Source organism: Paraburkholderia sp. BL18I3N2, from assembly GCF_003001875.1.
GTDB classification, from domain to species: domain Bacteria; phylum Pseudomonadota; class Gammaproteobacteria; order Burkholderiales; family Burkholderiaceae; genus Paraburkholderia; species Paraburkholderia phytofirmans.
The window spans coordinates 437,564-462,725 of record NZ_PVNC01000004.1; the positions used below are offsets into that span (position 1 = coordinate 437,564).

The following is a 25,162-nucleotide window of genomic DNA, read 5'->3' on the forward strand; positions in this document are numbered from 1 at the left end:
TGAGCCTCACACCCACTCGCGCGGCACGAGAAAATCGCTATAAAGACGCGCTTCCGGCGTGCCCGGTTCGGGATGCCAGTTGTAGCGCCAGTTCACCACAGGCGGCATGGACATCAGGATCGATTCCGTGCGCCCGCCGCTCTGCAGCCCGAACAGTGTGCCACGGTCGAAGACCAGATTGAACTCGACGTAGCGCCCGCGCCGGTATGCCTGGAAATCGCGCTCGGCCTGACCGTACCGAATGTTGCGGCGCTTTTCGACGATCGGCAGGTACGCTTTGAGGAACGCGTCGCCCACACTTCTGAGCATCGCGAACGATTGATCGAAGCCCGGCGCCGAAAAATCGTCGAAGAAAATTCCGCCGATGCCGCGCGCTTCGTTGCGGTGCTTGAGGAAGAAATACTCGTCGCACCAACGCTTGAAACTCGGGTAGAGGTCCGCGCCATAAGGCTGCAGCGCGTCGCGGCAGGTGCGATGGAAATGCCGCGCGTCTTCCTCGTAGCCGTAGTACGGCGTCAGATCCATGCCGCCGCCGAACCAGAACACCGGCTCTTCGCCGGGCTTGGTCGCGATCAGCAGACGCACGTTCATATGCACGGTCGGGCAGTGCGGATTGTGCGGATGCAGCACGAGCGACACGCCCATCGCCTCGAAGCCGCGACCGGCCAGTTGCGGACGGGCCGCGCTCGCCGAGCCGGGCAGCGCGTCGCCCGCGACGTCCGAGAAACCGATGCCGGCCCGCTCGAAGAACTTGCCGCCTTCCAGAATCCGCGTGTAGCCGCCGCCGCGCAGCTTCTCGCCGGGCGCGCGCTGCCATGCGTCGGTGGCGAACGGCGTGCCGTCGAACGCGCCGAGCGTGTCCGCGATATGCGTTTGCAGGCCTTGCAGCCAGCTGCGCACGGCCTGTGCGTCGTAGCTCGAATCGGTCATGAATGCAGATGCTGAGGGCGGCACGCTTGTCGTGCCGCAGGTTCTTCGTGAAGAGCGACGGCCGGGCCCGCGTCAGGGTGAAACCTGCGAAGGCGCGGCCATACGGTTTTTCGCTTCGGGCGGACAACTGCCGCCGCGAGGGCTTTGGTCAGGCCACGTTGGGCTCGCGTCGGTTCATATCGGCCCGCCTCCTGCGGCGGGCGCGGCCACCGATGCAAAACGCGGCGCAAAACCCGCAGTGTAGCGCCGTTGGCGCCGCACGCGGGCGAGTGGGGGCGTGCCTCAGTGCTTGCCGTCCGTCTTGACGTCGTGCTTGCGGTTCAACGCACGGTAGCCGATGTCGCGGCGATACTGCATGCCGTCGAACGAGATCTGGTTGATCGTCTCGTACGCGACCGACTGCGCGCTGCGCACCGAATCCGCCAGGCCCACCACGCACAGCACGCGGCCGCCTGAGGTGGTCAGTTTGCCGTCCGCCAGCGTAGTGCCCGCGTGGAACGTGACCGAATCCGCGGTTTCAGCGGGAATGCCGTTGATGCGGTCGCCCTTGCGCGGCGTGTCCGGATAGTTGTACGCGGCGAGCACGACGCCGAGCGCGGTGCGGCGGTCCCACTCCAGTTCCACCGTATCGAGCGTACCGGCGATGGCCTGCTCGACCACCTTCGAATAGTCGCCCTTCAGACGCGCCATGATTGGCTGCGTTTCGGGGTCGCCCATGCGGCAGTTGAATTCGAGCGTTTTCGGGTTGCCTTGCGCGTCGATCATCAGACCGGCGTACAGAAAACCGGTGTAGCGGATGCCTTCCTTCTCCATGCCGCGCACCGTAGGCAGGATGATTTCGCGCATCACGCGGGCGTGCAGTTGCGGCGTGACGATCGGCGCGGGCGAGTAGGCGCCCATGCCGCCCGTGTTCGGACCCTGGTCGCCGTCGAGCAGACGCTTATGATCCTGGCTCGACGCGAGCGCCAGCACATGTTTGCCGTCGACCATCACGATGAAGCTCGCTTCCTCGCCGGCGAGGAATTCCTCGATCACGACACGCGCGCCGGCGTCGCCGAGCTTGTTGTCCGACAGCATCATGTCGACCGCGGCGTGCGCTTCTTCCAGCGTTTGCGCAACCACCACGCCCTTGCCCGCGGCGAGGCCGTCGGCCTTGATGACGATCGGCGCGCCCTTGGCGTCGAGATAGGCGTGCGCGGCGGCGACGTCGGCGAAGGTTTCGTATTCGGCCGTCGGGATCGCATGGCGCTTCATGAACGCCTTGGCGAAGTCTTTCGAGCTTTCCAGCTGAGCGGCTTCTTTGGTCGGCCCGAAAATCTTCAGACCGCGCGAGCGGAACAGATTGACGATGCCGGCCGCCAGCGGCGCCTCCGGCCCGACCAGCGTGAAGGCGATCTGTTCCTGTTCGACGAAATCGGCGAGCGCAGCAGGCTCGGTGATGTTGACGTTGCGCAGACGCTCGTCCTGGGCGGTGCCGCCGTTGCCCGGAGCAACGTAGACGAGCTGAACCCGCGGCGATTGCGCGAGCTTCCATGCGAGTGCATGTTCGCGACCGCCGGAACCGACGACGAGTAACTTCATGTGAATCCCCGAGACTTAAAAACCATAAACGGCTGACGCAGCACGCTCAGCCGTGGAAAGACAGCAAGGTTCGCATGAGGCCCGCAGCAGCCGGTGGCGGCGCGCAGGGCACAGTGCGAACCCGAGTGGTCGCGCGGCGTGAGGCAACACGCACGCCCGCTCAGCAACGACGCGAGGGCCGGCCGGCGGCGCGGGCGTGGTGCGATGCAAGTGCATGCGCCACGCGGCACGCGCCGCCGGGGCACGCTCATTCGTCGGCGATCGCGGCGTTTGTATAGACTTCCTGCACGTCGTCCAGATTCTCCAGCGCGTCGAGCAGCTTCTGCATTTTCACGGCGTCTTCGCCGGTGAACTCGACTTCCGTCTGAGGTTTCATCGTCACCTCGGCCAGTTCGGCCTTGAAGCCGGCGGCTTCCAGCGCCGACTTCACCTTCGGGAAATCGTTCGGCGGGCACAGCACTTCGATGCTGCCGTCTTCGTTCGTGACGACGTCGTCGGCGCCGGCTTCGAGCGCGGCTTCCATCAGCTTGTCTTCCGCCGTGCCCGGCGCGAACAGGAACTGGCCGACGTGATCGAACATGAACGACACCGAGCCGTCCGTGCCCATGTTGCCGCCGTTCTTCGAGAACGCGTGACGCACTTCCGCCACCGTGCGCGTGCGGTTGTCGGTCATGGTGTCGACGATCACCGCCGCGCCGCCGATGCCGTAGCCTTCGTAGCGGATTTCTTCGTAGCTTGCGCCGTCCACGCCGCCCACGCCACGCTGGATCGCGCGGTTGACGTTATCTTTCGGCATGTTGGCGTCGTACGCCTTTTCGACGGCGAGCCGCAGGCGCGGGTTCGAGTCGATGTCGCCGCCGCCCATGCGCGCCGCGACCTGGATTTCCTTGATGAGCCGCGTCCAGACTTTGCCGCGCTTGGCGTCGGCCGCTGCTTTCTTATGCTTGATGTTGGCCCATTTCGAATGACCCGCCATACCTGTTCTCCATCGCGCGCGCCGCTGGGGCGCACGCATTGTGCAATTGTCGTTGCGATGTCGGGCGCTTGCCCGTGTTCGCGCACCCGTGCGCGCGTTCGCGGTGTTGTGCGCCTCGCTGTCAAACCGCCCGCTGCCTGACTGTCCAGCTCAACTGTTCGTGGCCACCGCCCGTAGAGCGTCTCGCGCCTGATCACGGCCAGCCGGGCCCGGCTGGCGGGACCGCGAGTCGGCAGCGCGATTGGGACGGGGCGGTGCGGGTGGCACGCGGCAAACGCCGCGCCGGCCTGCCAGGCCCCGCGAAAGGCGCGATGCGCCAGGCGGTGTGGTCAACGGTGATGCGAGTTGAGCCGCTCTTTGAGCGGATTCGAATTTTATCACGCCGCAGGGGGGCGGCAGAGGACGAGATAGCGGCGAACGCCGCGAAAAGTGCGTGGCGACGGCGGCTGGCGCACGCCGTCGCGCGCTTTTCAGGCCGCTTTCAGTTTTTCGTGCCGAACAGACGGTCGCCGGCGTCGCCGAGACCCGGCACGATGTACGCGTGCTCGTTCAGATGCGAATCGAGCGAGGCGACATACAGCTTGACGTCCGGATGGGCGTCCTGGAACACCTGCACGCCTTCGGGCGCGGCGACCAGCGCGAGGAACATGATGTTTTCGCCGGCCACGTTGCGGCGCTTGAGCACGTCGACCGCGTGCACGGCGGAGTAGCCGGTCGCGACCATCGGATCGCACAGAATGAACACGCGGTCTTCGAGGTCGGGCAGGCGCACCAGATATTCCACCGGCCGATGGTCTTCGGCGCGATACACGCCGATGTGGCCCACCCGCGCCGACGGCACCAGTTCCAGCAGGCCGTCCGACATGCCGATGCCGGCCCGCAGCACCGGCACGATCGCCAGCTTCTTGCCGGCGATCACCGGCGCGTCGATCTCCACGAGCGGCGTAGTCAGGCGGCGCGTGGTCATGGGCAGGTTGCGGGTGATCTCGTAGCCCATCAGCAGCGTGATTTCACGCAGCAGTTCGCGGAACGTGCGAGTCGAGGTGTCCCGGTCGCGCATATGCGACAGCTTGTGCTGGATCAGCGGGTGATCGAGGATGAAGAGATTGGGAAAACGGCTGTCCTGGGTCATGGCGGGTGCGCACGGGGCGGCTAGAGGGATCGGTTCGGCGCGCCGCACGGCCGGAGAACCGGCTGGCTGGCGGACGCGCCACGGCGCAAGTTTACCGAAAGAGTGCCGCCCGAAGATACCGGAGATTGCACAGGCCCGGCACAGTCCGGCACCGATTCTTCTAGAATCGGGGAAACTTTTGCCGCGGGAGGGCCCTGGATTTGTCGCCGGGATCCAGGCCGAGGGGAGAGCGTTCGAGGCGGTCCGCGGTTTCTCGAGAATGCTGCGCCAGACCTGTTGCTTTGCGCCAGGGTTCTGAGGAACGTAGAAAACTTGCGGCGGGCCGGCGTTTCCCACAAGGCATAACTTCACGAGGAGAACACTGATGGACATGGGAATCGCAGGACGCACGGCGCTGGTCTGCGCCGCCAGCAAGGGTCTGGGGCGCGGCTGCGCGGAAGCGCTCGCCGCCGAAGGCGTCAATCTGACGATCGTCGCGCGCACCGCCGAGACGCTCGAGGCGACCGCGGCGGAGATTCGCAAGCAAAGCGGCGTGGAAGTGAAGACGGTGGCCTGCGACATCACCACGCCGGAAGGCCGCGCGGCGGCGCTCGCCGTTTGTCCGCAGCCGGACATTCTGGTCAACAACGCGGGCGGCCCGCCGCCGGGCGACTTCCGCGACTTCACGCATGAAGACTGGATCCGTGCGCTCGAGAGCAACATGCTCACGCCGATCGAACTGATACGCGCGACCCTCGACTCGATGAGCGCAAACGGTTACGGGCGCATCGTCAATATCACGAGCTCGGCGGTGAAGGCGCCGATCGACGTGCTCGGCTTGTCCAACGGCGCGCGTTCGGGGCTGACCGGCTTCGTCGCGGGACTTGCGCGCAAGGTCGCGCCCACCGGCGTGACTATCAACAACCTGCTGCCGGGGCTGTTCGACACCGACCGCATCGGCGTCACTTTCCAGGCGCAAGCCAAGGCGCAAAACATTTCCGTCGACGAGGCGCGCAAGCAGCGCACGAAGACGATTCCGGCCGGCCGTTTCGGCACGCGCGAGGAATTCGGCGCCGCCTGCGCCTTCCTGTGCAGCGTGCATGCCGGCTATATCACCGGACAGAACTGGCTGATCGACGGCGGCGCCTATCCCGGCACGTTCTGAGCGGCCCATAATCGAGCATCACCACAACAACGACAATCACAACGGTTTCAGGAGTCTTACGTCATGACCACCCGCATCGCGCTGATCGCACACGATCATAAGAAGGACGATATCGTCAAACTGGCCGGCGAATACGTCGACACGCTCAGGCGCTGCGACATCGTGGCGACCGGCACGACCGGCGGGCGCATTGCCGACGCGCACGGCCTCGCGGTCGAGCGGATGTTGTCCGGCCCGCACGGCGGTGATCTGCAGATCGGCGCGCAGCTCGCGGAAGGGCGCGTGGACATGGTGATCTTCCTGCGCGACCCGATGACGCCGCAGCCGCACGAGCCGGACATCAACGCGCTCGTGCGCGCGTGCGACGTGCACAACATTCCGTGCGCGACCAACATTTCGACGGCGCGCATGGTGCTCGACTCGCTGACCTTGCGACTCACGCAACAGGTTTGAGCTTTCGCTCCCGGCACGCCTGAATCAAAACCAATCTTAAGGAGACGTGATGACCAAAGCAATCCGATTCGATAAAACCGGCGGTCCCGAAGTGATGAAGTGGGTCGACGTCGAAGTCGGTGAGCCGGGCGCGGGCGAGGTCCGTGTCAGGCAGACGGCGGTCGGGCTGAACTATATCGACGTGTACTTCCGCACCGGTCTCTATCCGCTGCCGTTGCCCGGCGGCCTCGGCATGGAAGCGGCCGGCGAAGTGACGGCGCTCGGCCCGGGCGTGACCGGTCTGAAAGTGGGCGATCGCATCGCGTACGTGGGACGTCCGCCCGGCGCGTATGCGCAGGAACGCGTGCTGCAGGCGGCGCAAGTCGTGAAAGTACCCGACGCGTTGAGCGACGAGCAGGCCGCCTCGGTGATGCTGCAAGGCCTGACCGCGCATTATCTGCTGCGCCGCACGTATCCCGTGAAAGCGGGCGACACGATCCTGATCCAGGCCGCGGCGGGCGGCGTCGGCCTGCTGGTGTGCCAGTGGGCGAAGGCGCTCGGCGCGACGGTGATCGGCACGGTCGGCTCGGATGAGAAAGCGGAGATCGCCACGGCGCACGGTTGCGATCACGCGATCGTCTACACGCGCGAGAACTTCACCAAACGCGTGCGCGAGATCACCAACGGCGCGGGCGTGCCGGTGGTGTACGACTCGATCGGCAAAGACACGTTTACGGGCTCGCTCGATTGCCTCGCGCCGCTCGGCCTGTTCGTGAGCTTCGGCAACGCGTCGGGGCCGTTGCCGCCGATCGATTCGTCGGAATTCGCCGGACGTGGTTCGCTGTTCTTCACGCGCCCGACGCTCTTTACCTACATCGCCAAACGCAGCGACTACGAGGCGGCGTCCACCGAGTTGTTCGACGTGCTGGTGTCGGGCAAGGTCAAGACGAGCATCAATCAGCGCTACGCTTTGGCGGACGTCGGCCGCGCGCATGCGGATCTCGAAGGGCGCCGCACGACGGGCTCGACGGTGCTCCTGCCGTAACGCACAACGATGGCCTGAGCGCGACAGTGACGGCCGTATAAAAACGAAGCTCATTGAAGGACGCGCCAAAGCCGTAGTCAAACCGGCGCCGCACGCCGCAAAACGAGGCCCAGCCAACCCGAGGCCGTTCCATTGCAGGATGGAACGGCTTCGTCCGTTTACGCGATTTTTATATCCGCCACTCCATCTTTGACCAGGCCTTTACACGGTTCGGCATAACGTTGCGGCTATCCAAAGTCCGTGTAATGGAGAACAAAAATGGATGTGCTGTATGTCGGGGGGCTGGTGCTGTTTGCCGCGCTGACCTTTGCATTGATTGCCGGCTGCGAGAAGTTGATGCAGTTCCGTCGTGGCCAGGGAGCGCGCTCATGAACTGGATTCTGTGGTTATCGGGCGCGGCCACCGCGCTGCTGTTCGCCTATCTGGTCTATGCGCTGTTGCGCGCGGAGGACATTGAATGAACTCGAACAATGTCCTGCAAGCAGGCCTCTTCATCGTCGTGCTGCTGGCAGCCGCGGTGCCGATGGCCCGCTATCTCAGCGCCGTGATGGACGGCAGCTCGCGCGTGGTCCGCTTCGGCGGTCCCGTCGAACGTCTGCTGTATCGCATCGCGGGCGTCGACGCGTCGAAGGAAATGAGCTGGAAGCACTACGCGATCGCCACGATCGCGTTCAACGTGCTCGGCGTGGCGTTCCTGTATGTGCTGTTGCGCGTGCAAGGCTGGCTGCCGGGCAATCCTCAGCAGTTCGGCCCGATGACCGTGGACGGTGCGTTCAATACCGCGGTCAGTTTCGTGACCAACACGAACTGGCAGGATTACACGCCTGAGCAGACGGTCGGCTATCTGACGCAGATGCTCGGCTTCACGGTGCAGAACTTCTTCTCGGCGGCCACCGGCATCGTGGTGGTGATCGCGCTGATTCGCGGCTTTGCGCGTCACACCGCGCAAACCATCGGCAACTTCTGGGTCGATCTCACGCGCGTGACGCTCTACGTCTTGCTGCCGATGTCGGCGATCGTCGCGGCTCTATTGATGAGCCAGGGCGTGGTGCAGAACTTCAAGGCCTATCAGGACGTGCCGACGCTGCAAACCACCACGTACGCCGCGCCGAAGCTCGACGCGCAAGGCAACCCGGTGAAGGACGCCAAGGGCAATCCGGTGACGGTCGATACGCCCGTGAAGACGCAGACTCTCGCCATGGGCCCGGTCGCGTCGCAGGAAGCGATCAAGATGCTCGGCACCAACGGCGGCGGCTTCTTTAACGGCAACTCGGCGCATCCGTATGAAAACCCGACGCCGTTCTCGAACTTCCTGCAGATCTTCTCGATCCTGATCATTCCCGCGGCGCTGGCGCTGGTGTTCGGCCGCATGATCGCGGACCGCAGGCAGGGCGTGGCCGTGCTCGCCGCCATGACGATCGCGTTTGCCGTCTGCGTGTTCGGCGAGATTGGCGCCGAGCAGACCGGCAATCCGGCCGTCGCCGCCTTGCATGTCGATCAGTCGGCGAATGCGTTGCAGTCGGGCGGCAATGCGGAAGGCAAGGAAACGCGCTTCGGCATCGCGCAGTCGGGCATCTTCACGGTCGCGACCACCGCGGCTTCGTGCGGTGCGGTTGCCAACACGCACGACTCGCTGACTCCGATCGGCGGTCTCTATCCGATGCTGCTGATGCAACTCGGCGAAGTGATCTTCGGCGGCGTGGGTTCCGGTATGTACGGCATGCTCGTGTTCGCGATGCTGGCCGTGTTCGTGGCGGGGCTGATGATCGGCCGCACGCCGGAATACGTCGGCAAGAAGATCGAAGCGTACGAGATGAAGATGGTGTCGATCGTCGTTTTGCTGACGCCGCTGCTGGTGCTGGTCGGCACGTCGATCGCCGTGTTGAGCGACGCGGGCAAGGCGGGCATCGCCAACCCCGGCGCGCACGGTTTCTCCGAAATCCTCTACGCGTTCAGCTCGGCAGCCAATAACAACGGCAGCGCGTTTGCGGGTCTCACTGTGAGCACGCCGTTCTACAACTGGCTCACCGCGATCGCGATGTGGTTCGGCCGCTTCGGCACGATCATTCCGGTGCTCGCGATTGCCGGTTCGCTTGCCGCGAAAAAGCGCATCGGCGTGACGGGCGGCACGTTGCCCACGCATGGACCGCTGTTCGTCGTGCTGTTGCTCGGCACGGTGTTGCTGGTCGGCGCGCTGACTTATGTGCCCGCGCTCGCGCTCGGTCCTGGTGTCGAACATCTGATCATGATGGGCGCCCATTGAGGCGGCCCAACGAGATGACCGAATGAGATGACCGAATGAGATGACACAAGCGACCCATGACTGACCAGGCGCAAACGGGAAATTCGAGGATTCAATGACTGAACATAATGCAACCCGGTCCATGTTCGACCCAGCGCTGCTGCGCCCGGCGATCGTGGACTCCTTCAAGAAGCTGACGCCGCGCACGCAGTTCCGCAATCCGGTGATGTTCTGCGTGTACGTGGGCAGCATTCTCACGACCATTCTCTGGATCGCCGCGCTCGGCGGCCAGGCCGAGGCGCCCGCGGGCTTCATTCTCGCGGTCACCTTGTGGCTGTGGTTCACGGTGCTGTTCGCCAACTTCGCGGAAGCGCTCGCCGAAGGCCGTTCGAAGGCCCAGGCCGCGTCGCTGCGCAGCGCGAAGAAAGACGTGATGGCCAAGAAGTTGAACGAGCCGCATCCGAAGTCGCCGATCCGCATTCTGACGGCTTCCGATTTGCGCAAGGGCGACGTCGTGCTGGTCGAAACCGGCGATGTGATTCCTGCCGATGGCGACGTGATCGACGGTGTCGCGTCGGTCGACGAATCGGCGATCACAGGCGAATCCGCGCCGGTGATCCGCGAGTCGGGCGGCGACTTTTCGTCGGTGACGGGCGGCACGCGCGTGCTGTCGGACTGGATCGTGGTGCGTGTCACCGCGAATCCGGGCGAAGCGTTCCTCGACCGCATGATCGCGATGGTGGAAGGCGCAAAGCGTCAGAAGACGCCGAATGAAATCGCGCTGACCATTCTGCTCGTTGCGTTGACGATCGTGATGCTGCTCGCCACCGCCACGCTGCTGCCGTTCTCGATGTTCTCGGTCGAAGCCGCGAAAGCGGGCCACGTGGTGACGATTACCGCGCTGGTCGCGCTGCTGGTGTGTCTGATTCCGACGACCATCGGTGGTTTGTTGTCGGCGATCGGCGTGGCCGGCATGAGCCGCATGATGCAGGCGAACGTGATCGCCACCTCGGGCCGCGCCGTGGAAGCGGCCGGCGACGTCGACGTGCTGTTGCTCGACAAGACCGGCACCATCACGCTCGGCAATCGCCAGGCTTCGCAATTCGTGCCGGCGCCGGGTTTGACGGAAGAAGCGCTCGCGGATGCCGCGCAACTATCGTCGCTCGCCGACGAAACGCCGGAAGGCCGCAGCATTGTCGTGTTGGCGAAGCAGCGCTTCAACATTCGTCAACGCGACATGGCCTCGCTGCATGCCACGTTCCTCGGGTTCACCGCGCAAACGCGCATGAGCGGCGTCGATCTGCCGGGCCGCGAAATTCGCAAGGGCGCGGCCGACGCGGTGAAGAACTACGTCGAGGCCAACGGCGGCCGTTTCCCAAATGAAGTGAGCAACGCCGTGGCCGAAGTCGCGCGGCGCGGCAGCACGCCGCTGGTGGTCGCCGAGAAAGGCGAGCAGGGCGCGCGCGTGCTCGGCGTGATCGAGCTGAAGGACGTGGTGAAGGGCGGCATCAAGGAACGTTTCGCCGAACTGCGCAAGATGGGCATCAAGACCATCATGGTGACGGGCGACAACCGCTTGACGGCGGCGGCGATTGCCGCGGAAGCCGGCGTGGACGATTTCCTCGCCGAAGCCACACCGGAAGCGAAGCTCGCCACGATCCGCGCGCACCAGGCTGAAGGCCGGCTCGTGGCGATGACCGGCGACGGCACCAACGACGCCCCGGCGCTCGCACAAGCAGACGTCGCGGTGGCGATGAACACCGGCACGCAGGCCGCGAAGGAAGCGGGCAACATGGTCGACCTCGATTCGAATCCGACCAAGCTGATCGAGATCGTCGAGATCGGCAAGCAGATGCTGATGACGCGCGGCTCGCTCACCACGTTTTCGATTGCCAACGACGTCGCCAAATACTTCGCGATCATTCCGGCCGCGTTCGCCACGACCTATCCGGCACTGAACGCGCTGAACGTGATGCATCTGGCCACGCCCGCCTCGGCGATCATGTCGGCGGTGATTTTCAACGCGCTGATCATCGTGCTGCTGATTCCGCTGGCGCTCAAGGGCGTGCGTTATCGCGCGCTGGGCGCGGCGATCCTGCTGCGCCGCAATCTGCTGATCTACGGTTTGGGCGGGATCATCGTGCCGTTCATCGGTATCAAGCTGATCGATATGGTGCTGGCCGCATTCGGTTGGGTTTAAGCGCCAGTGCGCCAGTGCGCCAGTTCACAAGGAATCATTCATCATGAAAAATCTGTTCCGTCCGTTGATCGTCATTTTCGCGGTGCTCACCGCCGTGACCGGGCTTGCCTATCCCGCGGTGATGACCGCCGTCGGTCAGGCGGCCTTCAGCAATCAGGCCAACGGCAGCATGCTCGAACAGGACGGCAAGGTGGTCGGCTCGAAACTGATCGGCCAGCAGTTCGATGCGCCGCAGTACTTCTGGGGCCGCCTGTCGGCCACCAGCCCGATGCCGTACAACGCGCAGGGTTCGAGCGGTTCGAATCTCGGCCCGACCAACCCGGCGTTGCTCGATGAAATCAAAGGCCGAATCGAAGCGTTGAAAGCGGCCGGCACGGATATGTCGAAGCCGGTGCCGGTGGATCTGGTGACGTCGTCGGGCAGCGGTCTCGATCCGGAGATCAGCCCCGCCGCAGCGGCTTATCAGATCGAGCGCGTCGCCAAGGCACGCAAGCTCGCAGCGAACGACGTGCAGGCGCTGGTGGATCGTTATACCAGCGGCCGTCAGTTCGGCATTCTCGGTGAGCCGCGCGTGAACGTGCTGCAGCTGAACCTGGCGCTGGACGAGATGAAGCACGGCTGATCGACGAAACGCAGTAGCGCTTCGCTTCGCAAAGGCGGCGTCCACGCGACTCCGCCTTTGCCTTTTGACGGCGCGACGCAATATAAGCAAGAGTGCCGTCATTTGCGGCCGGCCCGCCGCCGTGCCACCATGCAGAAACCGAAGCTCGCCCAACGATGAAAACCATTGAGCATGAACCGCCCCGATCCCGATGAGTTGCTCGACAAGCTGCAACGCGACGAAGAAAAACGTCAGCGAGGCAGGCTGAAGATTTTTTTCGGCGCGTCGGCGGGCGTCGGCAAAACCTATGCGATGTTGCAGGCCGCGCGCCGCCGTCACGACGAAGGCGCGGACGTGGTGGTCGGCATCGCCGAAACGCATGGCCGCACTGAAACCGCGGCGCTGCTCGACGGTCTCGACGTGCTGCCGCTCGCGCAGATCGAATATCGCGGCCGCAAGCTCGGCGAGTTCGATCTCGACGCCGCGCTGGCCCGCAAGCCCGCACTGATTCTCGTCGATGAACTCGCGCATTCGAACGTGCAGGGCGCGCGGCATCTGAAGCGCTGGCAGGACGTGTATGAACTGCTCGACGCGGGTATCGACGTCTATACCACGGTCAACGTCCAGCACCTCGAAAGCCTGAACGACGTGGTCGGCCAGATCACCGGCATTCGTGTCTGGGAGACGGTGCCGGACCGCGTGTTCGATCGCGCGGACGAAGTCACGCTGGTCGACCTGCCCGCCGAGGAACTGCTCGACCGCATGCGCGACGGCAAGGTGTACATGCCGCAGCAGGCCGAGCGCGCGGTGCGCAACTTCTTTCGCAAAGGCAATCTCATCGCGCTGCGTGAACTGGCGTTGCGCCGCACCGCGGATCGCGTCGATGCGCAAATGCACGAGTACCGGGCGGACCGTTCGATCCAGCGCATCTGGCAGGCGCGCGAGCGTTTGCTGGTGTGCGTCGGCCCCGGCCCGGAAGCACCGATGCTGGTGCGCGCGGCGGCGCGCCTCGCCGCCAGCCTGAAGGCCGACTGGATCGCCGTCTATGTGGAGACGCCGGCGCTGCAGCGTCTGCCCGACGCGCGTCGCGAACGCACGCTGAACGCGTTGAAGCTCGCCGCAGAACTCGGCGCCGAAACCGCGACGCTCGCGGCCGCCGACGCGGCCGTCGCGTTGATCGGCTACGCGCAGGCCCGCAACGTGTCGAAGCTGGTGGCCGGCGCGTCGGCACGCACGGGCGTGAAGCGCTGGCTGCGTCGTCCGCTCGGCGAACGGATCGCCGAGAAGGCGGCCGATCTCGATCTCACGCTGATTCGCGCGTCCTCCGAGCGCGACGGCGGCGAGCATCGCCATCTGTTGAACACCACGGCAAATGCATGGCGCGAGGCGCTGAGCGCGGCGCGCGAACGCCGCTCGCCGCCGCGTGCCTACGGCTTCGCCCTATTGATCTGCGCGGCCATCACGCTGCTGGCGAGCCAGTTGATCGACCATATCGATCTGACCAATCTCGTCATGCTGTATCTGCTCGGCGTGATCTTCGCCGCGGTGAAGCTGGGGCGCGGGCCCGGCGTGGTGTTGTCGTTCCTGAGCGTGGCCGCGTTCGATTTCTTCTTCGTGCCGCCGCGCATGTCGCTGTCGGTCTCCGATACGCAATATCTGCTGACCTTTCTGGGCATGCTGCTGACCTCGCTGGTGATCAGCCATCTCACTTCGAGCCTGCGCCGCGAGGCGAGCGTGGCGCGGCGTCGCGAACAGCGCACAGGCGCGATGTACGCCATGGCGCGCGAACTGGCCGCGGCGCTGACCATGGAACAGATCGTCGGTATCGGCAGCCGGCATGTGAGCGAGGTGTTCGGCGCGCGTGTCGCGATTCTGTTGCCGGACAGCGCCGATCAGGTGAAGCAGAAGATCGAGGATCCCGACGCGACGATCACGCTCGAAGGCGAACTGCTCGATAGCGATGTCGGCCAATGGGTCTACGACCAGCAGAAGCCGGCCGGCCACGGCACCGACACGCTGCCGGCCGCCGCCGCGCTCTACCTGCCGCTCAAGGCGCCGATGCGCACGCGCGGCGTGCTCGCTGTGGTGATGCGCGACGAGGGCGAACTCGACGTGCCCGAGCAGCAGCGCATGCTCGACGCGTTCGCCGCGCAGATCGCGCTCGCGCTGGAGCGGGTGCATTACGTCGACATCGCGCGCGATGCGCTCGTCAACATGGAGTCGGAGCGCCTGCGCAACTCTTTGTTATCGGCGATCTCGCACGATCTGCGCACGCCGTTGACGACCATCGTCGGCTTCTCGTCGATGCTCGCACAAGCGCCCGAGGCGCAGCCCAACAGCGAGCTGGTCGAAGCGATTCACGAGGAAGCGCTGCGCATGACGGGCATCGTCACGAATCTGCTCGACATGGCGCGTCTGCAGGCGGGCAGTCTGCAACTGAACCAGCAATGGACGCTGCTCGAAGAGACGGTAGGCGCCGCGTTGCGGGCTTGCAAACGCGTGCTGGCGAATCATCCGGTGCAGGTGAAACTGCCCGCGGATCTGCCGCTCCTGCAGCTCGACGCCGTGCTGATGGAACGCCTTTTCTCCAACCTGTTCGAGAACGCCGCGAAATACACCGCGCCGGCCACGCCGCTGACCATCGGCGCGCAGCGTCTCGATGCGGACGGCAAGTCGTTCGTTCGCGTGACCGTCGACGATAGCGGCCCGGGTCTGCCCGCCGGCATGGAAGCGCGCGTGTTCGAGAAATTCACGCGCGGCGAGAAGGAGTCGGCCAAGCCGGGCATCGGCTTGGGACTGGCGATCTGCCGCGCGATCGTGGAAGCGCACGGCGGTACAATCGGCGCGCTCAATCGCATGTCGGCGGACGGCCGTGTCGAAGGCGCGCGCTTCTGGTTCACGCTGCCGGTGGACACGCCGCCTGACGCACCGGATGCACTGGAAAACGAAGGCGCCGATTCCTTGACCCACGCCGACACCGGCGGCGATTCAACTCTTAACCCGCTTTCCAAGCCTAGCCATGAGTGACCCGAGCATCACCGTCGTCCTGATCGAAGACGAAAAGCAGATTCGCCGCTTTGTGCGAACGGCGCTGGAAGGCGAGGGCATCGTCGTGCACGACGCCGAAACCGGCAAGCAGGGTCTCGTCGAAGCCGCGACGCGCAAGCCCGATCTGGTGATCGTCGATCTCGGCCTGCCCGACACCGACGGTCTCGACGTGATCCGCGAACTGCGCGGCTGGAGCGAATTGCCGGTGATCGTGCTGTCGGCGCGTACCCAGGAAAGCGAAAAAGTCGCCGCGCTCGATGCCGGCGCGGACGACTACCTCACCAAGCCGTTCGGCGTGTCCGAGTTGCTGGCGCGGATTCGCGCGCATATGCGGCGGCGCAATCAGGGCGGCGCCAACGAAACGCCGCAGGTGCGCTTCGGCACGGTGACCGTCGATCTGGCCCTGCGGCAGGTGAGCCGCGAGGGCGCGGTCGTCCATCTGACGCCGATCGAATACCGGCTGCTCGCGACGCTGGTGCGTCATGCCGGCCGCGTGCTGACGCATCGCCAGTTGCTGCGCGAGGTGTGGGGGCCGTCACATGTCGAGAGCCATCACTATTTGCGCATCTATATGGCGCATCTGCGCGGCAAGCTGGAGCGCGACCCGGCGCAACCGGAGCACATCATCACGGAAACGGGTGTCGGATACCGGCTGGTGGGCGCGGTTTGAGCACCTGGCGGCAATTCGCCGCGCCGCGACGCGCGTCCTGGCAGCGAGCGCCCGACGGCGGCCTGGAGCTGTTTTGTTATAATTACAGTTCGTAAGGACGACCTTGCGGTTTCACAAACGGGGACGGCCCCATCTGACCATGGAGCTGTCTCATGTCCTGGATTCTTCTGTTGATTGCCGGTTTGCTCGAAGTCGCGTGGGCGGCCGGTCTCAAAACCTCCGAAGGTTTTACCCGCCTGTGGCCGTCCGTATTCACGATCGTGACGGCGCTCGGCAGCTTCGTGCTGCTCGCCATGGCCATGCGTCAGCTGCCGCTCGGCACGGCGTACGCGGTATGGACGGGGATCGGCGCGGTCGGCGCGTTCATCTTCGGAATCGTGATGATGGGCGAGGCGTTGACCGTCGCGCGAGTCGCCAGCGCGGCGCTGATCGTGATCGGATTGATCGGCCTGAAGCTGTCTTCCGGGCATTGAGCCCCGCATTTCAACCCGTTGCCGGGCGTCTTTTACCCAATCCGCGTGCGCCCGGCTCGCGCCTCCATTCAAGCCGCCCATTTATTCGCCGCTCTGCGTTCTGCGAATTAAGGTGGCTATAATGAGATCGAATCCAACCTGAAATTGTCCGCGGCCCATTTGGCGCGACCGGCTTGGCGCGGGTCTGACGACTTCGATGCGCGGCCCCATTCGTGGCCCGTCGAAGCGCCCGGCACGCACAGCGCGCCTGGAGGCGGCCATGCTTGAATCACTTTCGCTCGCGGCGGGCCTCTCATGGGGCAGCGGCCTGCGCCTCTACCTGACGGTCCTGCTGGCCGGCGTGTTCGCCCGGCTCGGCCTTGTCCATCTTCCCGATACGCTGTCCGCGTTGTCCTCGCCGTGGGTCATCGGCGTGGCGGGCGTGCTCACTGTCACCGAATTTCTCGCCGACAAGATCCCCGCGTTCGATTCGCTGTGGGACGCGGTCCATACCTTCATCCGTATTCCGGCCGGTGCCGTGCTGGCAGCCGGAGCGCTAGGCCATGCCGATCCGGCGCTGCTGACAGTGGCCGCGCTCGCGGGCGGCACGCTGGCGGGCACCGCGCACCTCGCGAAAGCGGGCACACGCGCGTTGATCAATCTGTCGCCGGAACCGGTGTCGAACGTGGTGACCTCGACCGCTGAAGACGGACTCGTGTTCGGCGGCATGCTGCTCGCGCTCTTCGTGCCGCTCGTTTTTCTGGTGTTGATGATCGGTTTCCTGATGCTGGCCGGCTGGGCGTTGCCGCGGCTTTGGCGTGGGGTGCAGGGCGGTTTTCGCGGCATGGCGACGCACATGGTGTCGCGCTTCGCCAGGAGCAGGCACGATTGAGCGATACGGTACGGGGTTCCACGGCGCGCAGAGCTTTACCGACGACGACGCGCCGGTTTGGCGGCATGGATCTGGTGCGCCAGTCCATTCGCATGACGTCGCGCGACTGGCGCGCGGGCGAGCTGACGATGCTGCTACTGGCGCTGGTACTGGCCGTGGCGGCTTTGTCGAGTGTCGGCTTTCTGGCCGACCGTCTGCATCAAGGGCTCGAGCGCGACGCGCGGCGCATGATCGCCGCCGACTTCATCGTGCGAGCCGATCATCCGGTCGATCCGCAATTCGCCGGGCAAGCCAAGGCGCTCGGCCTGAATACCGCCAACACGGCGATCTTTCCCAGCATGATCAATTCGACCGGCGCGCAGCCGGCCTCGCGGCTCGCCGCCATCAAGGCGGTGTCGCCTGGTTATCCGTTGCGCGGCGCGTTGCGCATTGCGTCGGCGCCGGGCGCGGCGGACCACCCGGCGCAGTCGATTCCGCCGCCGGGCGTCGTGTGGGTCGATCAGGCGCTGCTCGATGCGTTGAAGGTGCGTGTCGGCGATAGCGTGAAAGTCGGCGGTCGCAACTTCACGATCGGCGCGGTGATTACGCGCGAACTCGACCGCGGTTTCTCGTTCGTCAATTTCTCGCCGCGCCTGATGCTGCGTGCCGACGACGTGCCGTCCACCGGCCTCGTCACCTACGGCAGCCGCGTAACGTACCGCTTGCTGGTCGCGGGCACGGACGAGTCGGTGGCGCGCTTCGCGCAGTTCGCGCATGAGCGTGTGGACGGCGGCAAGATGCGCGGCGTCGCGCTCGAATCGTTGCAGGACGGCCAGCCGCAAGTGCGCCAGACGCTCGATCGCGCGAGCCACTTCCTCACGCTCGTCTCGCTGCTCACCGCGTTGCTGGCGGCCGTGGCGATTGCGATGGCCGCGCATCGGTATATGCGCCGGCATCTGGACGGCTGCGCCGCGATGCGTTGCCTCGGCGTCAGCCAGTCGACTTTGCGTGCGCTCTTCGCGCTCGAATTCGTCGGGCTCGGTTTGATCGGCGGCGCGCTTGGCGTGGCGCTCGGTTTTCTGGGGCATCTCGCGTTGCTCACGTGGCTCGGCAGTCTGATCGATGTCGCGCTCCCTTATCCGACGGCGTGGCCGGCACTCGAAGGCATCGCGGCCGGTCTCGTGCTGCTGCTTGGCTTCGCATTGCCGCCGCTGTTGCCGCTCACGCGCGTGCCGCCGGTGCGCGTGCTGCGCCGCGAATGGGGCGAAGCGGGGCGCACGGCGTGGGCGGCCTACGCGCTCGGCATCGCCTTGTTCGCCGCGCTGCTGATCATCGCGGCGGGCGAGTTGAAGCTCGGCGGAATCGTGGCGGGCGGCTTTGCGGGCGGGATGCTGGTATTCGCGTGCATCGCGCGGCTGGCGCTGTGGGGCGCGGCGCGCATCGTGCGCAGCGAGCGCGTGAATGCGAGCATCGGCTGGCGTTATGCGCTGGCGTCGCTCGAACGGCGCAGCAGCGCGAGCGCGTTGCAGATCACCGCGCTCGGCATCGGCCTGATGTGCCTGTTGCTGATCGCGATGACGCGCAACGACCTCGTGGCCGGCTGGCGCAAATCGACGCCGCCCGATGCACCGAACGAATTCATCATCGACATCCAGCCCGACCAGCGCGACGCCGTCACGCAGTATCTGAACACGCACGGCGTGCCCGGCACGGTGCTCGCGCCGATGGTGCGGGGCCGGCTGACCGCGATCAACGGCAAGCCGGTCAACCCCGATTCGTTCAAGGGCGACGACGCCAAGCGTCTCGTGGATCGCGAATTCAATCTGTCGTACACGACCGAGCTGCCCGACGACAACCGCCTCGCAGCCGGCACCTGGTACGGCGACACGAAAACGCCGCAAATTTCGATCGAGCAGGGACTCGCCAAGCTGATCAACGTGAAGCCCGGCGACATGCTGCGTTTCGACGTGACCGGCTTGCAGATCGATGCGCCGGTCACGAGTGTGCGCAAGCTCGACTGGGGTTCGTTCAAGGTCAACTTTTTCGTGCTGATGCCGCCTGCCGCGCTGCAGGATTTCCCGGCGACGTTCATCACGAGTTTCCATTTGCCGCAGGAAAAACAGTCGACCATTGACGGCCTGATCGCCGCCTATCCGAACCTCACGGCCATCGACACCGGTCCGATTCTCGCGCAGGTGCAGCGCGTGTTGCAGCAGGTGATCGGCGCGGTGCAATTCCTGTTTGCGTTCACGCTCGCGGCGGGCGTGCTGGTGCTGTACGCGGCGCTCGCCGGCACGCGCGATGAGCGTATGCGAGAATCCGCGCTGCTGCGCGCGCTAGGCGCATCGCATCGCCAGGTGCGGGCGGTGCAGATCGCCGAGTTCGTCGCGGTGGGCGCATTGGCGGGCTTGATGGCGGCGGCCGGCGCGCAGGCCATCGGCTATGTGCTGGCGACGCGCGTGTTCGAGTTCTATCTGAGTTTCGATCCCTGGTTGTTGCCGGCGGGCATTGCCGCCGGCATCGCGTGTGCCGGTGTGGGTGGCTGGCTGAGCTTGCGGCATGTGCTGGCGCGGCCGGCGTTGCAATCGTTGCGGGACGCGTGAATTTTTTCTTATCGGTTGGTGAGCAGGTATGAGTGATTTGAACGACGAGGTGTCCGCGGTGCAGCCGACGGCCTTCGAACTGGTGGGCGGCGAAGCGCGTGTGCGCGAACTGGTCGACCGCTTTTACGATCTGATGGATCTCGAAGCGGACTTCGCCGGAATCCGCGCGTTGCATCCCGAATCGCTCGACGGTTCGCGCGACAAGTTTTTCTGGTTTCTGTGCGGCTGGATGGGCGGCCCCGATCATTACATCAGCCGCTTCGGTCATCCGCGTTTGCGCGCGCGGCATCTGCCGTTCGCGATCGCGTCCAGCGAGCGCGATCAGTGGCTCAGATGCATGGCGTGGGCGATGCAAGATGTCGGTCTCGATGAGCCGCTGAGGGAGCGCCTGCTCGGCTCGTTCTTCGAAACGGCTGACTGGATGCGCAACCGGAATGGCTAACGGGTTGGACTCGGCTCAGCTTTCCGCTGAGTACGCTAGTTTGCCTCAGGAAGCGCGCGAGGTTCTCGACTGCTGGTTCGGTGTACCCGGCACGCCGGAGTACGACACCGAGCGCAAAATCTGGTTTTCACGCAATGCGGCCTTCGACGCGATGCTGCGGGAACGCTTCGGTGCGTTGATCGACATGGCGCGCGAATCCATGCTGGATAGCTGGACGCAAACACCGCTCGGCGCGCTGGCGCTCGTCATCGTGCTGGATCAGTTTTCGCGCAATTGTCATCGCAATACGGCGCGCGCGTTTGCGGCTGACCAGAAAGCCTTGCGTATCGCGCAGCAGATGATTGCGAGCGGGGCTGACCGCTTGTTGCCTACCGCGCATCATCGTGCGTTCGCTTATCTGCCGTTCGAGCACGACGAAACACCTGAGAGCCAGCGTGAGTCGCTGCGTCTATTCGAACAGTTAAAAGCGGAGCCGGGCGGTAAATCGTATTACCGGTTCGCGGTGCGGCACGCGGAAATCATCGAGCGTTTCGGGCGCTTTCCGCATCGCAATGCGACGCTCGGGCGTACCTCGACGGCTGAAGAAATCGCTTTTCTGCGCACGCCCGGCTCATCGTTCTAGGCGCGCGGCGCCCGTACTATTCGTCGATCACCGCTCTCGCGGCCCTCGGCGTAAGCACGCAAATCACGCCGGTTCGTTCGCGTCACTCGCGAAAGGCAAAGCGGCCGCTCGTGCATGCATGCCGCCGGTTCTAACGGGAAAAGCGAGAAGCGGGCGGGCGCCTAGCGTCCGCCAGACACGTCGAGCAGCGCGCCCGTCACATACGAGGCGGCATCACTCAACAACCATACGATGGTCTCGGCCACTTCGTCGGCCGTGCCGGGGCGGCCCAGCGGCGTGGTCGCGCCGAGTTGCGCGGCGCGCTCGGGCTTGCCGCCGCTTGCATGAATCTCGGTGTCGATGAGGCCAGGGCGCACCGCGTTCACGCGCACGCCTCGCGGGCCGAGTTCCTTGGCGAGGCCGAGCGTCATCGTATCGACAGCGCCTTTCGAGCCAGCGTAGTCGACGTATTCGTTCGGTGAACCAAGACGCGAAGCCGCCGACGACACGTTGACGATCACGCCGCCCGCTCCGCCGCGGTCGGTCGACATGCGCCGCGCGGCTTCGCGCGCGCACAGGTACGCGCCCAGCACGTTGACGTCGAACATGCGCTTCAGGCGCGCGAGGTCCATGTCGGCAAGCTGGCTGGACGGCGCGACGATCCCGGCGTTATTGACGAGCGCGTCGATCCGGCCGAACTTCTGCTGAAGCGCGTCGAACATGGCGAGCACGTCGGCTTCATTCGCGACGTCGCCGGCGATGGTCAACGCGCGGCCGCCGGCGCGCTCCACTTCAGCGGCGGTGTCTTGCGCGGCAGCGAGATTGCGCGCGTAATTCACGCCGACGGACCAACCGCGCGCACCCAGCAAACGCGCGGTCGCGCGGCCAATGCCGCGGCTGCCACCGGTGATCAGAACGGCTTTCGTCATCGCAACCTCAGCAACCTCTAGGTTCGGAAAAGTCAGACCGCGTCGCGCCTGATCGCCCACTTGTCGCTGACGGGCGGCTGGTAGCGTTGCAGCTTGCCGATCAACCCGGCGGGATCGGCGTCGATCTGCAGGATGTCGAAATAGGTTTGGCGCATGAAACCTTCGTCGACCGTGTGCTGAAGCATGTTGATCAACGGATCGTAGAAGCCGTCGATATTCAGCAGTGCCACCGCTTTCTGGTGATAGCCGAGTTGCGCCCACGTGTAGACTTCGAACAGCTCTTCGAGCGTGCCCGCGCCGCCCGGCATCGCGACGAACGCGTCGGACAGGTCGGCCATCATCTTCTTGCGATGATGCATGTCGGGCACAACGTGCAATTCGGTCAGGCCGTTATGGCCGACTTCCTTGTTAACCAGCAGCTCGGGAATCACGCCGATCGCGCGGCCGCCTTCGGCCATCACCGTGTCGGCGATCACGCCCATCAAGCCGACCTTGCCGCCGCCGTACACCAGCGCGAGATCGGCTTGCACCAGCGCGCGGCCGAAGGCGCGCGCCGCTTCCGCATACAACGGTTTAGCTCCGTTGGAGGAGCCGCAATACACACACACCGACTTCATGCTCAAACGTCCTTCGGTTCGTTGCGGGGCGCGGCGCCTTCCTTGGGCGGCAGGTAGTCGTAAAACTCGCGCTTGGGCAGTTTGCCCGACACGAGGTCGTCGAAAATCTGCCGCGAGCGGCCGCGCAGATAAGGCGCCATCAGCGACACGATCTGCACGCTCACCTGATGCAGCTCCGCGCGAATCGCTTCCTGCTCGTTGTATTTGCGCGGGTTCATCACGAACTGATACGAGAGCCAGTACGTGCCGATCACGCCGACGTTGGTGGCGATCACATGCAGTTCTTCCGGCGTGACGACCATTTCGCCGTCGGCGACGAGTTGTTCGCAGAACTGGCTTGCGAAACGCACCTTGTGGCTGATGATCTGCTTGAAGTGCGTTTCGAGCGTGCGATTGCGCGCCAGCAGATCGTTCAGATCACGATACAGGAAACGATAACGCCAGGTGAAATCGACCATGTACTGCAGATACGACCACATTTCGTCGATGGTCGCGCGATGGTCCTCGGGGAAACGTAGACGCTTTTCGATCTCCTGCTCGAACTGGCTGAAGATGCTGTTGATGATGTCGTCTTTGTTGCGGAAGTGGTAGTACAGGTTGCCTGGACTGATTTCCATTTCCTCGGCGATCGTCGTCGTCGTGACGTTCGGCTCGCCGATTTCGTTGAACAGCTTCAACGACAGCTCAAGAATCCGTTCGCGCGTGCGGCGGGGAGGTTTGGCTTCCATGTCGTCCGGCCCTGGTTACGCCGGGCTGGGGCACACGGCGGCATGCCGCTCTTTGCGTGATCCGCCCGGACGCGGTTGGTGTATCGGACGATTATAAACCGAGCGTTCTAATACCAAGCGGATAGTCAGGGTTTTCATTCCTCGCGACGCTTTCGCGCGCTGATCGAATGCGCTCGTACGGCGCTAAAACAGCCTGCCGCGCGCCTTCACAGCCATGCCTCGACCCAGTGCACGACGAGCGGCCCGACGATCAGCAGCCACGTCATCAGGCACATGCCGAGCGCGACCATCACGGCCGCGCTGCCGAGATCCTTCGCGCGGCGCGAGAGTTCATGGCGTTCGAGTGAAATCCGGTCGATGGCCGCTTCCACGCTCGAATTCAGCAACTCGACGATCAGCACGAGCAGCACTGAACCGAGCAGCAACACGCGCGACACCGGCTCGACCGGCACCAGCACACCGCAAGGAATCAGGATCGCGGCAAGCGTGAGTTCCTGGCGAAATGCGCTTTCCTCGCGGATCGCGACGCGAAAGCCGGCGAGCGAATTTTTCATCGCGTGCCAGGCGCGCGTGAGGCCGCGATTGCCTTTGTAGGGATTGAAAGGCAGCGGCGCGAGCGGATCGTCGGGACTGAGGGGTTCGTTCTGCGTGTCGTGTTGCGTGCCGTTCGCAATGCTCGCCCCGTTCGCCCCATTCGCGCCGTTCAAACCATGCGCGTGATCTGCATGATTCGGCGTGCCTGGCTCGTGTACGTCGTCGAACGGTTCGATGCTCGCGGTGTGGTTGTCGTTGTCGGTATCGACGGCACGCAGCGCGCCGTTCGACGCGCGTCCCACGGTGGATGGTCTGGTTCGCATGGACGGCTCGGCACGCCGCATCACGCGGCGGCGCTTTCCTCGCGATACGAGGCGCGCGGCAGCGGCTTCAGATGCGCGGCGAATTGCTCGGAGGCCGCCGCCCACGAGAAGCGTTCGGCCCACGCGCGCGCATGGTTGCGATCGATCTTCAAGGCTTCGAGGCAGGCTTCACGCAGATCTTCATGCATCGCGCCCGCGCCGCCGTCGCCGAGCACATCGATCGGGCCGGTGACCGGATACGCCGCGACCGGCGTGCCGCAGGCGAGCGCTTCGAGCAGCACGAGCCCGAACGTGTCGGTGCGGCTCGGGAACACGAAGACATCCGCCGCCGCATAGACCTTCGCCAACTCGGCCTGCGTCAGCACACCCAAATAATTCGCTTGCGGATAGCGCGACTTCAGTTCGGCGAGTGCCGGACCTTCACCTGCGACCCACTTCGAACCGGGCAGATCGAGCTTCAGAAACGCCTCGACGTTTTTCTCGACTGCCACACGTCCGACGTACAGAAAGATCGGCCGCGCGCTATTGAGCACCTTCGAGTCCATCTGATGGAAGATGTCCAGGTCGACACCGCGCGTCCACAGCACGACGTTGGTGAAACCGAATTTCTCGAGGTCGCTCTTGACGACCGGCGTGGGCGCCATCACGGCCAGCGACGGCTTGTGAAACCAGTGCAGGAACTTGTAGGTCGCGGCGAGCGGAATGCCGAAACGCGCCTGCACGTACTCCGGAAAACGCGTGTGATAAGCGGTGGTGAACGGCAGCTTGTGCTGGATCGCGTAGGCGCGCGCGGCCATGCCGAGCGGACCTTCAGTGGCGATGTGCAACGCGTCGGGTGAGAACGCGTCGATACGCTCGCGCAGTTTGCGGCGCGGCAGCAGCGAGAGGCGGATCTCCGGATAAGTCGGGCAAGGGATCGTCTTGAATTCGAGCGGCGTCAGCAGATCGACGTGATGGCCGAGCGCGCTGAGTTCGCGCGTGGTGTTTTTCAGCGTGCGCACGACGCCATTGACCTGCGGTTCCCATGCGTCGGTGACGATCATGATCTTCATCGGTTTCGG

At 64.8% G+C, this 25,162-nt stretch carries 24 protein-coding genes; 15 read left to right on the forward strand and 9 right to left on the reverse strand.

Annotated features, from left to right (window positions below; all coding sequences use genetic code 11):
- Positions 1 to 6: 6 nt before the first annotated feature.
- The 4 genes from hemF to upp form a co-directional block, all read right to left on the reverse strand.
- On the reverse strand, positions 7 to 930 hold the full coding sequence (gene hemF / locus B0G75_RS15115) for an oxygen-dependent coproporphyrinogen oxidase (RefSeq protein ID WP_106306686.1): 924 nt from the start codon (positions 928 to 930) through the stop codon (positions 7 to 9).
- 282 nt (positions 931 to 1,212) lie between these two features.
- Positions 1,213 to 2,511, reverse strand: coding sequence for a phosphoribosylamine--glycine ligase (gene purD / locus B0G75_RS15120; protein WP_106306689.1), 1,299 nt, complete (start codon positions 2,509 to 2,511; stop codon positions 1,213 to 1,215).
- A gap of 247 nt (positions 2,512 to 2,758) precedes the next feature.
- Positions 2,759 to 3,487, reverse strand: a complete 729-nt coding sequence (locus tag B0G75_RS15125; RefSeq protein WP_106280309.1) for a YebC/PmpR family DNA-binding transcriptional regulator — start codon at positions 3,485 to 3,487, stop codon at positions 2,759 to 2,761.
- Between the two features lie 481 nt (positions 3,488 to 3,968).
- Positions 3,969 to 4,619 carry a uracil phosphoribosyltransferase gene (upp, locus tag B0G75_RS15130; protein WP_012432337.1) on the reverse strand — a complete coding sequence of 217 codons (651 nt, stop codon included), beginning with the start codon at positions 4,617 to 4,619 and terminating at the stop codon, positions 3,969 to 3,971.
- A gap of 364 nt (positions 4,620 to 4,983) precedes the next feature.
- On the opposite strand from upp, the gene B0G75_RS15135 reads away from it, so the two are divergent.
- From B0G75_RS15135 to B0G75_RS15205, 15 genes are all read left to right on the forward strand, one after another.
- Complete coding sequence (locus B0G75_RS15135; RefSeq protein ID WP_106306692.1) at positions 4,984 to 5,763, forward strand: SDR family oxidoreductase; 780 nt, start codon at positions 4,984 to 4,986, stop codon at positions 5,761 to 5,763.
- Positions 5,764 to 5,826: 63 nt separating this feature from the next.
- Positions 5,827 to 6,216 (forward strand): methylglyoxal synthase, encoded by a 390-nt coding sequence (locus B0G75_RS15140; RefSeq protein ID WP_011487459.1) that lies wholly within the window; start codon positions 5,827 to 5,829, stop codon positions 6,214 to 6,216.
- 49 nt (positions 6,217 to 6,265) lie between these two features.
- Positions 6,266 to 7,240, forward strand: a complete 975-nt coding sequence (locus B0G75_RS15145) for a quinone oxidoreductase (protein ID WP_106306695.1) — start codon at positions 6,266 to 6,268, stop codon at positions 7,238 to 7,240.
- A gap of 258 nt (positions 7,241 to 7,498) precedes the next feature.
- On the forward strand, positions 7,499 to 7,612 hold the full coding sequence (locus B0G75_RS15150; RefSeq protein WP_007175652.1) for a hypothetical protein: 114 nt from the start codon (positions 7,499 to 7,501) through the stop codon (positions 7,610 to 7,612).
- Positions 7,609 to 7,701, forward strand: coding sequence for a K(+)-transporting ATPase subunit F (gene kdpF, locus B0G75_RS15155; RefSeq protein WP_007583461.1), 93 nt, complete (start codon positions 7,609 to 7,611; stop codon positions 7,699 to 7,701). Before B0G75_RS15150 ends, kdpF begins: the two co-directional genes overlap by 4 nt.
- The gene (kdpA, locus tag B0G75_RS15160) at positions 7,698 to 9,503 is read left to right on the forward strand and encodes a potassium-transporting ATPase subunit KdpA (protein WP_106306698.1); all 1,806 of its coding nucleotides are present in this window, start codon (positions 7,698 to 7,700) and stop codon (positions 9,501 to 9,503) included. The genes kdpF and kdpA overlap by 4 nt, the downstream gene beginning before the upstream one ends.
- Before the next feature lie 94 nt (positions 9,504 to 9,597).
- Positions 9,598 to 11,682: a potassium-transporting ATPase subunit KdpB gene (kdpB, locus tag B0G75_RS15165; protein ID WP_106306701.1), complete on the forward strand. Its 2,085-nt coding sequence runs from the start codon at positions 9,598 to 9,600 to the stop codon at positions 11,680 to 11,682.
- Between the two features lie 43 nt (positions 11,683 to 11,725).
- Positions 11,726 to 12,304 carry a potassium-transporting ATPase subunit KdpC gene (kdpC, locus tag B0G75_RS15170; RefSeq protein ID WP_106306704.1) on the forward strand — a complete coding sequence of 193 codons (579 nt, stop codon included), beginning with the start codon at positions 11,726 to 11,728 and terminating at the stop codon, positions 12,302 to 12,304.
- Between the two features lie 171 nt (positions 12,305 to 12,475).
- A complete protein-coding gene (locus B0G75_RS15175) occupies positions 12,476 to 15,310 on the forward strand; it encodes a DUF4118 domain-containing protein (protein WP_106306707.1) in 2,835 nt (944 codons plus the stop codon).
- Positions 15,303 to 16,001 (forward strand): two-component system response regulator KdpE, encoded by a 699-nt coding sequence (gene kdpE / locus B0G75_RS15180; RefSeq protein ID WP_106306710.1) that lies wholly within the window; start codon positions 15,303 to 15,305, stop codon positions 15,999 to 16,001. The genes B0G75_RS15175 and kdpE overlap by 8 nt, the downstream gene beginning before the upstream one ends.
- A 152-nt stretch (positions 16,002 to 16,153) precedes the next feature.
- The gene (gene sugE / locus B0G75_RS15185; RefSeq protein WP_054034983.1) at positions 16,154 to 16,474 is read left to right on the forward strand and encodes a quaternary ammonium compound efflux SMR transporter SugE; all 321 of its coding nucleotides are present in this window, start codon (positions 16,154 to 16,156) and stop codon (positions 16,472 to 16,474) included.
- Positions 16,475 to 16,733: 259 nt separating this feature from the next.
- Positions 16,734 to 17,345 carry a DUF4126 domain-containing protein gene (locus B0G75_RS15190; RefSeq protein WP_012432348.1) on the forward strand — a complete coding sequence of 204 codons (612 nt, stop codon included), beginning with the start codon at positions 16,734 to 16,736 and terminating at the stop codon, positions 17,343 to 17,345.
- A complete protein-coding gene (locus tag B0G75_RS15195) occupies positions 17,342 to 19,927 on the forward strand; it encodes an ABC transporter permease (protein WP_181309276.1) in 2,586 nt (861 codons plus the stop codon). The genes B0G75_RS15190 and B0G75_RS15195 overlap by 4 nt, the downstream gene beginning before the upstream one ends.
- 28 nt (positions 19,928 to 19,955) lie before the next feature.
- The gene (locus B0G75_RS15200) at positions 19,956 to 20,369 is read left to right on the forward strand and encodes a group II truncated hemoglobin (protein ID WP_106306713.1); all 414 of its coding nucleotides are present in this window, start codon (positions 19,956 to 19,958) and stop codon (positions 20,367 to 20,369) included.
- A complete protein-coding gene (locus tag B0G75_RS15205; protein WP_106306716.1) occupies positions 20,362 to 20,991 on the forward strand; it encodes a DUF924 family protein in 630 nt (209 codons plus the stop codon). Before B0G75_RS15200 ends, B0G75_RS15205 begins: the two co-directional genes overlap by 8 nt.
- 161 nt (positions 20,992 to 21,152) lie before the next feature.
- Here the strand turns inward: B0G75_RS15205 and B0G75_RS15210 are convergent, their stop codons facing one another.
- The 5 genes from B0G75_RS15210 to B0G75_RS15230 form a co-directional block, all read right to left on the reverse strand.
- Positions 21,153 to 21,899 carry an SDR family oxidoreductase gene (locus B0G75_RS15210; protein WP_106306719.1) on the reverse strand — a complete coding sequence of 249 codons (747 nt, stop codon included), beginning with the start codon at positions 21,897 to 21,899 and terminating at the stop codon, positions 21,153 to 21,155.
- A gap of 32 nt (positions 21,900 to 21,931) precedes the next feature.
- Positions 21,932 to 22,516 carry a TIGR00730 family Rossman fold protein gene (locus B0G75_RS15215; RefSeq protein ID WP_106306722.1) on the reverse strand — a complete coding sequence of 195 codons (585 nt, stop codon included), beginning with the start codon at positions 22,514 to 22,516 and terminating at the stop codon, positions 21,932 to 21,934.
- Positions 22,517 to 22,518: 2 nt separating this feature from the next.
- Positions 22,519 to 23,244 carry a TetR/AcrR family transcriptional regulator gene (locus B0G75_RS15220; RefSeq protein WP_106306725.1) on the reverse strand — a complete coding sequence of 242 codons (726 nt, stop codon included), beginning with the start codon at positions 23,242 to 23,244 and terminating at the stop codon, positions 22,519 to 22,521.
- Positions 23,245 to 23,450: 206 nt separating this feature from the next.
- Positions 23,451 to 24,101: a diacylglycerol kinase gene (locus B0G75_RS15225; protein WP_106306906.1), complete on the reverse strand. Its 651-nt coding sequence runs from the start codon at positions 24,099 to 24,101 to the stop codon at positions 23,451 to 23,453.
- Positions 24,102 to 24,121: 20 nt separating this feature from the next.
- Positions 24,122 to 25,153, reverse strand: coding sequence for a glycosyltransferase family 1 protein (locus B0G75_RS15230; protein WP_106306728.1), 1,032 nt, complete (start codon positions 25,151 to 25,153; stop codon positions 24,122 to 24,124).
- Positions 25,154 to 25,162 lie beyond the last annotated feature (9 nt).